Here is a 12,868-nt window from a genome sequence, read left to right as displayed (position 1 = left end):
TCTACACGAAATAACCGAAGGAGTAGGAAATTTAGAATTCTCCCTTGTTGAGACCATGCGACAAATTTCACCTTTGTCCTCTACTGCCACAACTGGAATGTGAGTGGCATAACATTCGCGCTCACCGGACGCGATAACTTTTGCAGCTAAGAGATTTTACCTGGGTTTGTTCTCAGTTTGAATGCGATTTGGTGATTTGATTAGCGTTATTTCTGCTGTTTATACTCGCTGCCGTCTGGCATTCTGGCTCCTCCAAGTTTTGCACCTTCTAGCGTTGCGCCTGCCATTTTTGCTTTCACAAAATTAGCCTTTTGAAGATTGGCTTGATTAAGATTTGCGCCTCTGAGATCGGCTCCTTCTAAGATCGCTTCTTGTAAATTTGCACCCGAAAGATCGGCGTTTCTTAAATCGGCTCCAAACAAATTGGCTTTAGTTAAGTTTGCGTTCTGCAAGTTGGCATCTTTTAATTGCACAAGCGCTAAATTTACGCGATCGCCCTTCACATTGCTCAAATTTGCTGAGTTGAGTTTAGAACCTTGCAGCGCTGCCGCACTCAAATTGGCACCCGTCAAATTAACGCCATCCAAAACATAGCTATAGAGACTCGCCTCTGATAAATCACAGTTAATGCATTCTCCAGAATTGAGCAATTTTTGCACCTGAGTTGGATTGGCAGCCATCACAGCCGCCCCTAACGTTAAGCTCAGAAAGAACGCGATCGGAAGAGAACGTTTCATAGTTAGTTTGCAAATGCGTGAGAACTCACTCAAGTTAAGCATATCGGAGGAGAACCCCTATGGATAACTATTACAAGCCCGAACACTTGCCCCATTTTGGTCAAATCGGCGAGGGCAACCCTGAGTTGGCGGAGAAGTTCTTTGCTTACTATGGAGCTGTGTTTGCAGAAGGAGCATTGTCAAAGCGAGAAAAAGCGTTGATTGCGCTGGCGGTTGCTCACACCGTTCAGTGTCCTTATTGCATTGAGGCTTATAGCAAAGAGTCCTTGCAGCAAGGCTCAGACCTAGAGCAAATGACCGAAGCCGTGCATGTCGCAACGGCAATTCGGGGCGGCTCGTCTCTGATTCATGGGTTGCAAATGTTAGATCACGTCAATAAACTGGCAATGTAATGTAGAGCGATCTCATCAAAAATTGAGTGCAGCAATCAAAGCACGGACAATTTTAGCGCGATCGCTATGATAGTTAAGCAGCCTTCATTCCCAATTGAATGAGGGTTCGGTTTTGCAATAGTCCAGACAGTTTTTGCACCCTATCTGATGGATAGCTTTTCTGTCCATCAGATAGGGTGCAGATTAGAAACAAAGCGCACCGGATGGATCAAGATCTGGGGCATCTCACCCTGATACGCCCTCAACTCCCCTCAACGGTGCAATATTTAGCATACCGGGGTGCAGAAGCAGCGGGGCACCCCCGTCAGTACGACAGCAAAGTTGACCTCCAAGACCTCACCCGCTTCACCTTTGTGGAAACCGTGCAACCCCAGTTTGACCTCTACACCCAACGAGTCTGGCACGTCTCGTTGAAACGGGCGATTCGAGTCACCTACCTGGTAGACCATCGCCTTCACCGAGTTCGCACTTGCCTGCTGTTCAGCACTGATGTCGGATGTCGAACAAGACCCGACTCAGATTATGCAGTTCTACAAACTGCGCTTTCAAATCGAATTTCTCTTCCGAGACGCGAAACAATTCACCGGACTGTGTGCCTGCCAAGCGCGGTCGGTCAAAAAGCTGGATTTCCATTTCAATGCCAGTTTCACCGCTCTCAATCTTGCCAAGCTGGAAGCTCCTTTGTCTTCTCGATGGCAAGTGTCAAGCGACGGGCACTCAATGACCATTTGCTGGACACCTTGATCTCAACGTTAGACCTCTCCCCACCGGAGATTAAATCCCACCCTAACTACCAAACCCTAGGCTCTTACGGCGTGATTGCTGCCTAATTTTGTCCGAACCATTGTTGCCTGATAAAGAATCTAAACATTCTTCAACAGGGCAATCATCAGTCTATGTTCGATAAAAATTGACTTCCCGCACAGATCTTTCTAAGACTCCTCGGAATCAGATTTCTCAGGTTTTAGTAATGGGAAGGCGATCACGTCGCGAATGCTAGGGGCATCAGTCAGCACCATGACTAGTCGATCGATGCCGATTCCCAACCCTCCAGTTGGCGGCATTCCATATTCCAGCGCAGTGAGAAAGTCTTCGTCAACGCCTTGGGCTTCGAGATCTCCGGCGGCTTTACGATCGGCTTGTGCCTCTAGTCGCGATCGTTGATCTAAAGGATCGGTTAACTCCGAAAAACTATTTGCAGTTTCCCGTCCGACGATGAATAGCTCAAATCGCTCGACCAGCCCAGGCTTTGAGCGATGCGGTTTTGCGAGTGGCGAAATCTCGACGGGATAATCTAAAACAAACGTCGGTTGGATTAGGGTGTCTTCTACCTTTTGTTCAAAGGCTTCGTTGAGAAGTCTTTCGATCGAGCCACACTTCTCAATGTCATGCAGTCCAGCCGTTTTTGCCGCGACTTTTGCCTCGTCTAAAGTTTGGAACTGCGTGAAATCTAGTCCGGTTTTTTCTTGAACAACGTCGTGCATCGTGACCCTACGCCAGGGAGGAGTCAGATCGATGTCTTCGCCTTGGTAAGTAATCTTTAAAGTCTCCAAGACTTCTTGAGCAACGGTGGTAATGATCGCTTCGGTCAGCGCCATCATATCGTGATAGTCAGCGTATGCCTGATAGACCTCGATCGACGTAAATTCTGGATTATGTCGGGTCGAAACGCCTTCGTTTCTAAAGATGCGCCCCAGTTCAAACACTTTCTCAAAACCACCCACGATTAAGCGCTTCAGGTGCAACTCGGTGGCAATGCGGAGATAAAGCTCCATATCCATCGTGTTGTGATAGGTGACAAACGGACGCGCATCGGCTCCTCCCGCTTCTGACAAAAGAACGGGCGTTTCGATTTCGATAAAGCCTTGCTGATCCAAATAGCGACGAATTCCCGCAGTAATCAGGGCACGACGACGAAAGGTTTGCCGCACTTCGGGGTTGACGATTAAATCAACATAGCGTTGACGATAGCGTTTTGCGACATCGGTTAAGCCGTGCCATTTGTCGGGCAGGGGCAGCAGCGATTTGGTCAACATCACATATTCATTGACGTAGACCGAGAGTTCGCCTTTTTCGGTGCGCTTGACGGTGCCTTTTGCGCCAATGATGTCACCCGCGTCGGTGAGTTGCTTGAGATGGTCAAAGGCTTGAGGGTCTGCCTCACCCATGTTTTCTTGAATGCGCGTTTTGTCGAGATAAAGCTGAATCGTGCCCGTCTCGTCTTGCAGCGTGAAAAATGCCAGTTTGCCGAAGACGCGCCGCGCCATGATTCTGCCTGCGATCGCGACTTCGATTTTGACTTCTTCACCGCTGGCTAAGTCAGCATATTTTTCCTGCAATTCGGCAGCGTGGTGGGTTGACTGCCACCGATAAGCGTAGGGGTTTACGCCTAGTTGCTTGAGTTGCTCAACTTTTTCGAGGCGAGTAGCGCGAAGATCGTCTGACATGGCTTAAAAATTCCTGGATACGCAGCCAAGAAGCAGGATGCAACTGAAGGCTAATAGCAGCTTTCTATTATAAGGGTGAAGTCTGCGGGAACGTGGAGTAAACCTTTAGTGTTTGAAAGGATTTTCGAGGTCAGTAATCTGCAAGATTAGGGCTAAAGTTTAAGGAACAGTCAAATTAGCTAGTGTAGATCCTCATTAGACCTTTCTCTCTTTGTACCTATGTTATCTGCCGAAGAATTACAAAAGTACTCCTCAATGCCCTTGTACAGCATGATGGAGTGGTATGGCGGAGTGTGGAAGCTTTCATCAGTTTTCTACGAATCGATTCCAGCCAGCAGATCAGGAGCGTTTTTTAGGCATTTACAAGAAATGTTTGAAGTTCATGCACCCGATGAATTTCTTGTAGATGTTGGGGTGGATAATTGTATTCGCGCAATCGGATATTATTGCAGGATTTTGTGTCAGTTAGAAAATTATGGTGAACCTGAATTTAATCAGTCTATTTGTTCCGTAATTAGTACAAATTACGGACGCGAAAAGGTATACGGTGCGGCAAAAGCTATTTACGGGATAGCAAAAGAAGTCGGTTATCCTCTCAAAGTCAAAGTAGAAGACTATGACCTTTACGATGCTGATACTGACCACGCTTTTCTCGTGTCTCACGCAATCTACTATGCGCTAGGGGATATTCTTAAACATCACGAGTTTACTAAGCCCGCCCAACGTGCAGCAGTTGATTTCTATCACAGCTTAATTAGGTTCGTGATCTATTCGGGAACGAAAAATCATAAATTAATCCCTTCCTATGTCACATCAAAACTTGCTAATTTACTTAGTCTAATATTAAGTCAGCCTACTATACTCACTCTACCTGATAGAGACGATTTTAGAGGCAGAGAATATCTGAATGAAAGTGCTCCGAGTATTTACGAAGATGAGGTCAATTACCTTCATCTCAGTCAGGATTTAAGCTTGGCAGCGGCACCTATCGAAGATTTAATTGAGCAGTTGCAAAATCGAGGTGTAACAGTTGAAGTTGCTCAAAAGCGGGTAGCAGAAGATTTAGCAACTCAAGCTCAGAACAATCGAACAATGCAGGACAAATTGGTTAAGTGGAGTCAATCCTTGGGTGATGCAGCAGTCAGTGATGTTGTTAAAGGAATTGTCAAGCTTGCCATTCGTTCATTGGGAATTCCGCTGCCTTAGCCGTAAGATTAGTAAAAACTTGATTAAAAAGGTGCAATTGTTCTGCCTAACATAGTCCTTGAGGAAAACAATTAGTCTCCCAAGTTAAGATGTGGGGGATTAACGTTGAAACGAGGTCAAGCCGATGACAGTTCGACAACCCCGCTACAGCAAAGAAGAATTTGCTCGACGTGGCGATGAGATATATGAATCTCAGGTTCGCGCCCAAGTTGAGGAAGGCAATCATGGTAAAATTGTGGCGATCGACCTCGAAACCGGAGACTTTGAAGTTGATGCGCGTGAAATTGCTGCCTGCGATCGCCTCGAAGCCCGTCACCCTAACGCTCAAATCTGGATTGTCCGCATTGGTTCCCGCCATGTTCGTCGATTTGGCGGACGCACGAAGAGAGCCGTATGATCATCGGGATCGTCAACGCAGATTTTGAGCCGATGATTCCACTTTCAGTTTGTGGCTCCGATGGAAAGGTTTACACACAAGACGCGATCGTGGACACAGGCTTTAATGGTTGGCTTTCACTGTCTTCAGATTTAATCGCTCAGTTAAATCTGACATGGAAAAGGCGAGGACGAGCCATTCTTGGCGATGGGAGTGAATGCGTTTTCAATGTTTATGAAGCAGTTTTAGTCTGGGATGGGAATCTTCTGAAAATCCCGGTCGATGAGGCTGATTCAGAACCACTTGTCGGCATGTCCCTGATGGAGGGCTATCAGCTAATGGTGCAAGTATTTGAGGGCGGTCGTGTCGAACTCAACAAAGTTACGTTTTAGATGCGATCGCTCTGTTCTCATTTACGATCGCATCAGAAATTGAGTGCAGTCAACAACGTAAGGTGTCGATGTCATTTGCAGCCGCTCAATCGGAACGTTAGCCCTCCTATTTTTTGGTTGGGCGCAGTTGGGATGTTGCCCACAATCTCTAATATGTGAAAAGCGCCATGCGTATCAAGCGTTATGATGAATGTGTTGCAACCGCGCTCCGTAATGATTAGTGGTAGGCATCAAATCGTGAGTGAGACATACTTGGCAGATTTTAATTCGTGGATTGCTCAAACAACTCAGTTGTTGCGGGAGCGCCGCTGGCACGAAATTGACGTGCTGCATCTGATTGAAGAGGTTGAAGACTTGGGTAAGAGTGAACGGCGAGGAATTGCTAGTCAGCTAACTCGTCTTTTACTGCATCTGCTCAAGTGGCAATATCAATCTCAGCGCCGATCGGATAGTTGGTTAGATTCCATCACGGATGCGCGGACTCAGATTGAATTGGCTCTTGAAGATAGTCCCAGTCTAAAAAGTTATCCCGCAGAGCAACTTGAAGAGAGTTATCAACGGGCACGTCGCCAAGCTGCTAAACAAACCAGTCTGGAAATTGCGATGTTTCCAGATGCGTGTCCCTATTCTCTAGAGCTAGTGTTGGCGGAAGATTGGTTGCCTGAGAGCGGTTAACCCCGATGTTTATGAACTGCAACAGTCGGAGTTATTTAATTCACGATCCTTAGTCTGACTTGCGGATCGTAAATGAGATCGGCTTTTGAGGTGACGACGATCGGGGAATGACCGTCTGAGCGGGTGCGGGAGGCATCGCTTGAGAATCACGAGTTGGGCTACTGATCATGTTGAAGGGAAATCCGGCACGACGATCGTAGTTAGACACGATCGCCAAAAATGCCCCACCCAAAATAAATACAGGCAACGGCAACGAAAGCTGCTTCATCCACTGAAACAGTTCTGATAGCCCAAACAAAACTAGAAAACAAGCCAGCCAAACCCGCATGGTTTACCCCAAAGTACGGAATTACTAGTTAGGATACTCGATCGTGTTCGTTTTGTAACCCCTCAGCAAAATCTGAACTGAGGCAGACAACGAAGTTTATAATAACGCTTCCACTAACGGCAAGTCGCGTGAATTAGTGGTACAAATAAACTAAGTTGTGTGGATAGATTCGGCATGGACTCAGTAGAGCAAGCAACGCTAGAGATCAAACAGCGTGTGCAGGAATTGACTCAGATTCTGCAAAAAGCAAGCTATCAATATTACGTGTTGGATGCGCCGACGATCGCAGATGCCGTCTACGATCGTTTCTATCATGAACTGCAAGATTTAGAAACTCGTTACCCGGAATTAATTTCGCCCGATAGCCCCACTCAACGAGTCGGAGAGCGCCCCGCGAGTCAGTTTACCTCAGTTAAGCATAACGTTCCGCTCTATAGTTTAGAGAATGCTTTTGGCAACGATGATTTAACGGCGTGGGAACAGCGCTGGCGAAAAGTAGAGCCAGATATCACTCGGTCTAAATATGTGTGTGAACTCAAGATTGACGGCTCGGCGCTGGCACTGACTTACCAAAATGGACTGCTGGTCAGAGGGGCAACGCGCGGCGATGGCGTGACTGGGGAAGAAATCACTCAAAATGTCCGGGCGATCCGATCGATTCCCCTGCGCCTCACTCTCGACAATCCACCTGCTGTCGTCGAGGTTCGCGGCGAGGCATTTCTGCCGTTAGATTCCTTTGAGCAAATTAATCGAGAACGTGAACAAGCCGGAGAAGCCCTCTTTGCCAATCCGCGTAACGCTGCCGCCGGGACACTTCGCCAACTGGATGCGCGAATCGTCGCCCAACGCAAATTAGATTTCTACGCTTACACGCTGCACATTCAAAACGACGAGTCAAAAAAAATCCGTCTCTCATCTCAATGGGAAGCGCTGGAGTTTTTGCAGAAAGTGGGGTTTCGGGTGAACCCAGAGCGTCAGCTTTGTCCGACAATCCAGGACGTTCACGCCTATTGTGATCACTGGTCGATCGCCCGCACCCAACTTCGCTATCTCACCGATGGCGTGGTCGTCAAACTCAACTCGTTTGATCTGCAAGAGCGATTGGGCTTTACGCAAAAGTTTCCACGCTGGGCGATCGCGCTCAAATATCCTGCCGAAGAAGCGCCGACGATCGTTGAAAATATCAGCGTCAATGTGGGACGCACCGGAGCGATTACGCCAGTCGCAGAACTCCGCCCCGTCCAGTTAGCGGGAACGACTGTTTCGCGGGCCACGTTGCACAACCGCGATCGCATTGCCGAATTAGATATTCGGATTGGCGATACGGCGATCGTTCGCAAAGCTGGAGAAATCATTCCCGAAGTCGTGCGCGTGTTGCCAGAATTACGTCCTGCGGGTGCCGTGCCTTACCCAATGCCGACTCACTGCCCAGAGTGCGGCGAAGCGCTCGTCAAACCCGATGACGAAGCTGTGACTCGCTGCATTAATACGTCCTGTCCTGCTATTCTGCGGGGCGCATTGACCCACTGGGCCAGCCGAGATGCAATGGATATCAACGGCGTGGGTGAAAAGCTCGTATTGCAACTCGTGGATCAGGGATTAGTACATTCAGTGGGTGATTTGTATGAGTTGACGATCGAGCAACTTTTAACGCTAGAGCGAATGGGAAAGAAATCGGCTGAGAAAATCCTTCAGGCCATTCAAGAATCGAAAAAACAACCCTGGTCGCGAGTCCTTTATGGGTTAGGAATTCGTCATGTCGGCAGTGTGAATGCTCAGGTGTTAACGCAATCATTTCCTAGCGTTGAGCAGCTTGCACAGGCGACTTCAGCCACGATCGCGCAGGTTTATGGCATTGGCTCTGAAATTGCCCAATCGGTGCATCAATGGTTTCAAAATCACGCTAATCAGATTTTAATTGAACGGCTGCGATCGGCGGGTCTGCAACTAGTCGGAGACGAGGAAACTGCGCCCAAAGCTCAAACTGCTATTACAGGTAAAACCTTTGTAGTCACGGGAACGCTGCCCACCCTCAAGCGCGACGAGGCGAAAGCGTTGATTCAAAAAGCGGGCGGCAAAGTCACAGATTCGGTGAGCAAAAAAACCGACTATGTTGTCGTAGGAGACGATGCAGGTTCTAAATTAGAAAAAGCTAGATCGTTAGAAATTTCATTACTTTCAGAAGCAGAACTCCTGCAATTGTTAACCGCCGAGTCATAGGAGGTAAGTTGTGAGCGATCGTCCCATTGCGTCCCAATAAAATTGGGCATTGCGGAATAGGATGATTGGGTAGGGGCAATCCCCCCGTGGTTGCCCTCCGTCAGGGATAGGCACGGGGGCGCTACCCCTACAGCCATTTCATCCCCTCCTGCAACGCCTAAAATCAATTATGCTGAACCTAGAGTAATTTCTGCACTTGCCCTCGATTGGAGCAGTGTTTTTTATGTACGATCGTTCTCAACCCCGACTTAATTGGATTCGGCAAAGCTTCAAACTTTTGAGTTGGAGTCTGATTCCTGTCGCCCTGCTGGCTCGTCCTGCTGTCAGTGCCGAGCGACTTTATGTATCTTATGGTGCGCTGGAACGATCGATTTCGGTGGCTGCCCTTGAAGCCTTTGTCCGCAAAGGTGAATTAGATAGCGACCTGTTCGTCTATTCTCAATATGCAGATGCCAAACGATTGGCAGATTTGCGGCAGGCATTAGTAGTGCGGGCAGACTTAACCCCGATCGCGGTTTCTCAGTTTCTCTACACGCCTCAAGGAGAAATTTTGCTGCGGCGTTTGGGTCAGGTGATTCAGCCCGAATCGCGAGACACGGGCTTTTATGCAATTCGAGCGGCGTTGATTTTAGCATCCAGCGATCCCGAAGGGCTGACTCCTCTGAATGTGTTTCGCAAATTTCCGACGCGCGGACTGCGAATCGACTTGCAGCGCAGCCTCCAAATTGCCGGAGAATTAGAACAGGCAGTCAGCCGCACTAACCAAGCCACCGCCACGATCAACCAACTAGCACAACTAGAAGCCCTCGCTTCGCCGATCGCCACTACGACTCCGCTGCCCGATTTGGCAAGTCGAGGCGCATTTAGTTGGCAAAAACAAACGATCCGATTAGTCGATCGAACGCGCAGCTTTGTGACGGCATTGGGCAGAGATCGCGTGTTTCCGGTCGATGTCTATCTTCCGCAGATCAGAACGGAGCGCCAAGCCCCTAAAATTCCGGTAGTGATCATTTCTCACGGCTTAGGTTCCGATCGCACGACGTTTCGCTATTTAGCCGAGCATCTCGCCTCTCATGGGTTTGCGGTGGCAGTGCCCGAACATCCTGGCAGCAATGCCGCACAGCTTCAAGCCTTGGTTGCCGGAACGGTTGGTGAAGCTGCCGCACCGAGTGAGTTTGTCGATCGTCCGCTTGATATTAAATATCTGCTAGATGACCTGACGCGCCGTGCCAAGTCTGACCCCCGCTATGGTCGTCTTAATCTAGAGCAGGTTGGCGTTTTAGGGCAATCATTTGGAGGCTACACTGTTTTAGCGCTGGCAGGTGCGCCGATCAACTTTGAGCAACTGCAAAAAGACTGTGGCACTCAAGCGCTTGACAACACCCTCAACTTATCGGTGCTTTTGCAATGTCGAGCAAATGCCTTACCGCCCCTCAACTATGGCTTGCAAGATTCACGCGTGAAAGCGATTTTTGCCATTAACCCGATCGATAGTGCGGTGATCGGTCAAGCTGGGTTCAACCAAATTTCAATTCCCACGATGATTGTGTCTGGCAATGCCGATACGGTTGCCCCAGCGCTGCCAGAGCAGGTGCAGCCTTTTACCTGGTTGCAGTCTCCCGATCGTTATCTGGCGCTGCTCGATCGCGGCACTCATTTCTCTACGTTAGAAGAAACCACGACTAATGATTCGATCCCGTTGCCGCCTGAAGTGGTGGGCCCTGCTCCAGAAGTTGCCCGTCGCTATATGAATGCCCTCAGTCTGGCATTCTTTGAAACCTACATCGCCAATCAGCCCAACTATCGACCCTATTTGTCGGCTAGTTATGCCCAATTTATTAGTCAAGACCCTTTGCCGTTGAGTCTAGTGCGATCGCTAAATGTAGACCAATTGACTAAATAAAGGTGAGTTCGACGAGTTTTTTCGCTTCGTTCTCAGCGGCTTCTGCCCCCTAAATCCCCCAATTGGGGGGACTTCAAGCCAAAATTTCCGGTTCAAAGTCCCCCAATCTTGGGGATTTAGGTAGCTCTCCCGAATTCATCATCGGAGTGAACCACTTCTATCGAGCGTTAAATAAAGGTGAATTGTGATTAACGGGTTTCTCAACCTCAACAAACCTTTGGGGTTTACGTCTCATGATTGTGTCGCGAAAGTGCGGCGAATTTTAAAGCTAAAGCGGGTAGGTCACGCCGGAACGCTCGATCCGGCTGCGACGGGCGTGTTGCCGATCGCGCTAGGTCGGGCCACTCGACTGCTGCAATATTTGCCTTCAGATAAGGCCTATCACGCAACGATTTGCTTTGGGTTGACGACTGCGACTGATGATTTAGAGGGCGAGGTGCTTGCGAAGCAGCCTGCATCAGGACTGACCTTAGAGGCGGTGAAATCAAAATTGCCGCTCTTTCAAGGCACGATTCAGCAGGTGCCGCCCAACTATAGTGCGATTCAAGTTCAGGGAAAGCGGCTGTATGATCTGGCCCGATCGGGCGAATTAATTGAAGTCCCTGCCCGGTCTGTAGACATCTATCAGCTAGAAATTTTGGATTGGAGATCGGGCGAGTTTCCAGAATTAGACTTGGCGATCGCCTGCGGGTCGGGGACATATATTCGCTCGATCGCCCGTGATTTGGGCGCGATGTTAGACGTAGGAGGCACGTTAGCCAAACTGATTCGCACTGATAGCAGTGGGTTTACGCTCAGTGACAGCTTGACATTAGACGAATTTGCTACTCAAGTGCAAGATCAGGCTTTCTCGCCGATCGATCCCGATATTGCTCTGGCTCACTTGCCGATCTTCACCCTGCCTGAAGAACCTGCCAAGCGTTGGCGATGGGGACAAAAAGTGGTAACAGATGAGGTAATCAATGCTGCGATCGTCCGAGTTCGTCATGAGGACAATCGGTTTTTGGGCATTGCTCAACTAGTCGAATCGGAGGAAGGGCGGCTCCTAATTCCTCAAATGGTTTTTGAGCCGATCTCTTAACCAGCCTAAGTGAAATCTCGTAGGCGCAAGTGCTTTTATATGTAAAGTTTTTATAAGTACATAGATCTTAATCTTCTGCAAGGAACTCTAAAGAAAACTCAGATTCTTGCAGAGGAAACCTTGTGTCAAATAATACTTTAGAGACGGCTAAAGAGATCAGCCTGTCTTCTAGCGCGCAAACGTTAACTGACTCAGTGAGCGCTAATTTAACCGACTATTATCGGTTTCAGCTAAAAAGTTACGGCAGTCTCAGTACAGTGCTCGATCGCTTGAGTGGAGATGCCAACCTGGAGCTAATTCAAGATCGCGATCGCAACGGCACCGTCAGCAGCAGCGAAATTCTGGCGATATCGAACAACCAGGGCGCGATCAGTGAACTGGTCAGTGCAGTTCTCAATCCAGGAACTTATTATCTCCGGGTTTCTACGAGTCAAGACAGCACTCGCTATAGTCTGAATCTGTCTGCTGTTTTTGATCTCAAAACCGAGCTGACTTGGCGAAATTATGCCACTGGCGAGAATGCAGTTTGGCTGATGAACAATAGCGCCATTGAATCGGCGGTTTTTCTCACCAAAGTTCCTGGCACAGATTGGAATATAGAAGGAGTTGCCGACTTCAATCACGATGGGCAGACTGATGTCATTTGGCGAAATTATGCCACTGGCGAGAATGCAGTTTGGCTGATGAACAATAACGCCATTGAGTCGGCGGTTTTTCTCACCAAAGTTCCTGGTACAGATTGGAATATAGAAGGAGTTGCCGACTTCAATCACGATGGGCAGGCTGATGTCATTTGGCGAAATTATGTCACTGGTGAAAACGCAGTTTGGCTGATGAACAATAACGTCATTGAGTCGGCGGTTTTTCTTACCAAAGTTGCTGGCACAGATTGGAATATAGAAGGAGTTGCTGACTTCAATCAGGATGGGCAGACTGATGTCATTTGGCGAAATTATGTCACTGGTGAAAACGCAGTTTGGCTGATAAACAATAACGTCATTGAGTCGGCGGTTTTTCTTACCAAAGTTGCTGGCACAGATTGGAATATAGAAGGAGTTGCTGACTTCAATCAGGATGGGCAGACTGATGTCATTTGGCGAAATTATGTCAC

At 48.4% G+C, this 12,868-nt stretch carries 13 protein-coding genes; 10 read left to right on the top strand and 3 right to left on the bottom strand.

All coding sequences use genetic code 11. The features are described from left to right. Positions 1–206: 206 nt before the first annotated feature. Positions 207–737, bottom strand: a complete 531-nt coding sequence (locus C7B65_RS14125; RefSeq protein WP_073069708.1) for a pentapeptide repeat-containing protein — start codon at positions 735–737, stop codon at positions 207–209. A gap of 59 nt (positions 738–796) precedes the next feature. Here C7B65_RS14125 and C7B65_RS14120 point away from each other — a divergent pair, with 59 nt between their 5' ends. Both C7B65_RS14120 and C7B65_RS29615 read left to right on the top strand, forming a co-directional pair. Beyond that, positions 797–1,129, top strand: coding sequence for an arsenosugar biosynthesis-associated peroxidase-like protein (locus C7B65_RS14120; protein ID WP_073069707.1), 333 nt, complete (start codon positions 797–799; stop codon positions 1,127–1,129). A 203-nt stretch (positions 1,130–1,332) separates the two neighbouring features. Then, positions 1,333–1,959, top strand: a complete 627-nt coding sequence (locus tag C7B65_RS29615; protein ID WP_083582694.1) for a hypothetical protein — start codon at positions 1,333–1,335, stop codon at positions 1,957–1,959. Positions 1,960–2,061: 102 nt separating this feature from the next. On the opposite strand, the gene lysS is transcribed toward C7B65_RS29615, so the two are convergent. Beyond that, positions 2,062–3,576: a lysine--tRNA ligase gene (lysS, locus tag C7B65_RS14110; protein WP_073069706.1), complete on the bottom strand. Its 1,515-nt coding sequence runs from the start codon at positions 3,574–3,576 to the stop codon at positions 2,062–2,064. Between the two features lie 219 nt (positions 3,577–3,795). Here lysS and C7B65_RS14105 point away from each other — a divergent pair, with 219 nt between their 5' ends. From C7B65_RS14105 to C7B65_RS14090, 4 genes are all read left to right on the top strand, one after another. Beyond that, positions 3,796–4,782, top strand: coding sequence for a hypothetical protein (locus tag C7B65_RS14105; protein WP_143161999.1), 987 nt, complete (start codon positions 3,796–3,798; stop codon positions 4,780–4,782). Between the two features lie 124 nt (positions 4,783–4,906). Continuing rightward, on the top strand, positions 4,907–5,179 hold the full coding sequence (locus C7B65_RS14100; RefSeq protein ID WP_073069704.1) for a hypothetical protein: 273 nt from the start codon (positions 4,907–4,909) through the stop codon (positions 5,177–5,179). Beyond that, the gene (locus C7B65_RS14095) at positions 5,176–5,550 is read left to right on the top strand and encodes a clan AA aspartic protease (protein ID WP_073069703.1); all 375 of its coding nucleotides are present in this window, start codon (positions 5,176–5,178) and stop codon (positions 5,548–5,550) included. The genes C7B65_RS14100 and C7B65_RS14095 overlap by 4 nt, the downstream gene beginning before the upstream one ends. 237 nt (positions 5,551–5,787) lie before the next feature. Beyond that, a complete protein-coding gene (locus C7B65_RS14090; protein ID WP_073069815.1) occupies positions 5,788–6,225 on the top strand; it encodes a DUF29 domain-containing protein in 438 nt (145 codons plus the stop codon). A gap of 49 nt (positions 6,226–6,274) precedes the next feature. Here C7B65_RS14090 and C7B65_RS14085 read toward each other — a convergent pair whose 3' ends face one another. Continuing rightward, complete coding sequence (locus C7B65_RS14085; protein ID WP_073069702.1) at positions 6,275–6,553, bottom strand: hypothetical protein; 279 nt, start codon at positions 6,551–6,553, stop codon at positions 6,275–6,277. A 174-nt stretch (positions 6,554–6,727) separates the two neighbouring features. Between C7B65_RS14085 and ligA the strand changes: the two genes are divergently transcribed. The 4 genes from ligA to C7B65_RS14065 form a co-directional block, all read left to right on the top strand. Further along, complete coding sequence (gene ligA / locus C7B65_RS14080; RefSeq protein WP_073069701.1) at positions 6,728–8,773, top strand: NAD-dependent DNA ligase LigA; 2,046 nt, start codon at positions 6,728–6,730, stop codon at positions 8,771–8,773. Between the two features lie 223 nt (positions 8,774–8,996). Continuing rightward, positions 8,997–10,676, top strand: a complete 1,680-nt coding sequence (locus C7B65_RS14075) for an alpha/beta hydrolase (RefSeq protein WP_073069700.1) — start codon at positions 8,997–8,999, stop codon at positions 10,674–10,676. A 184-nt stretch (positions 10,677–10,860) separates the two neighbouring features. Further along, the gene (truB, locus tag C7B65_RS14070) at positions 10,861–11,757 is read left to right on the top strand and encodes a tRNA pseudouridine(55) synthase TruB (protein WP_244913207.1); all 897 of its coding nucleotides are present in this window, start codon (positions 10,861–10,863) and stop codon (positions 11,755–11,757) included. Between the two features lie 122 nt (positions 11,758–11,879). Then, positions 11,880–12,868, top strand: a 989-nt coding sequence (locus tag C7B65_RS14065) for an FG-GAP-like repeat-containing protein (RefSeq protein WP_181314397.1), incomplete at its 3' end; no start/stop codon positions are given.

The organism is Phormidesmis priestleyi ULC007 (genome assembly GCF_003003695.1).
In the GTDB taxonomy this organism is placed as follows: Bacteria; Cyanobacteriota; Cyanobacteriia; order Leptolyngbyales; family Leptolyngbyaceae; genus Phormidesmis_A; species Phormidesmis_A priestleyi_A.
Note: the sequence above shows the minus strand (reverse complement) of the source record. Positions and strands in the feature narration are given on the sequence as shown.

Coding starts and splice junctions, on each gene's coding strand:
- C7B65_RS14085 (WP_073069702.1), bottom strand. CDS start 6,553: ATGCGGGTTTGGCTGGCTTGTTTTCTAGTTTTGTTTGGGCTATCAGAA.
- C7B65_RS14120 (WP_073069707.1), top strand. CDS start 797: ATGGATAACTATTACAAGCCCGAACACTTGCCCCATTTTGGTCAAATC.
- C7B65_RS14095 (WP_073069703.1), top strand. CDS start 5,176: ATGATCATCGGGATCGTCAACGCAGATTTTGAGCCGATGATTCCACTT.
- C7B65_RS14100 (WP_073069704.1), top strand. CDS start 4,907: ATGACAGTTCGACAACCCCGCTACAGCAAAGAAGAATTTGCTCGACGT.
- C7B65_RS14105 (WP_143161999.1), top strand. CDS start 3,796: ATGTTATCTGCCGAAGAATTACAAAAGTACTCCTCAATGCCCTTGTAC.
- C7B65_RS29615 (WP_083582694.1), top strand. CDS start 1,333: ATGGATCAAGATCTGGGGCATCTCACCCTGATACGCCCTCAACTCCCC.
- lysS (WP_073069706.1), bottom strand. CDS start 3,576: ATGTCAGACGATCTTCGCGCTACTCGCCTCGAAAAAGTTGAGCAACTC.
- C7B65_RS14075 (WP_073069700.1), top strand. CDS start 8,997: ATGTACGATCGTTCTCAACCCCGACTTAATTGGATTCGGCAAAGCTTC.
- C7B65_RS14125 (WP_073069708.1), bottom strand. CDS start 737: ATGAAACGTTCTCTTCCGATCGCGTTCTTTCTGAGCTTAACGTTAGGG.
- ligA (WP_073069701.1), top strand. CDS start 6,728: ATGGACTCAGTAGAGCAAGCAACGCTAGAGATCAAACAGCGTGTGCAG.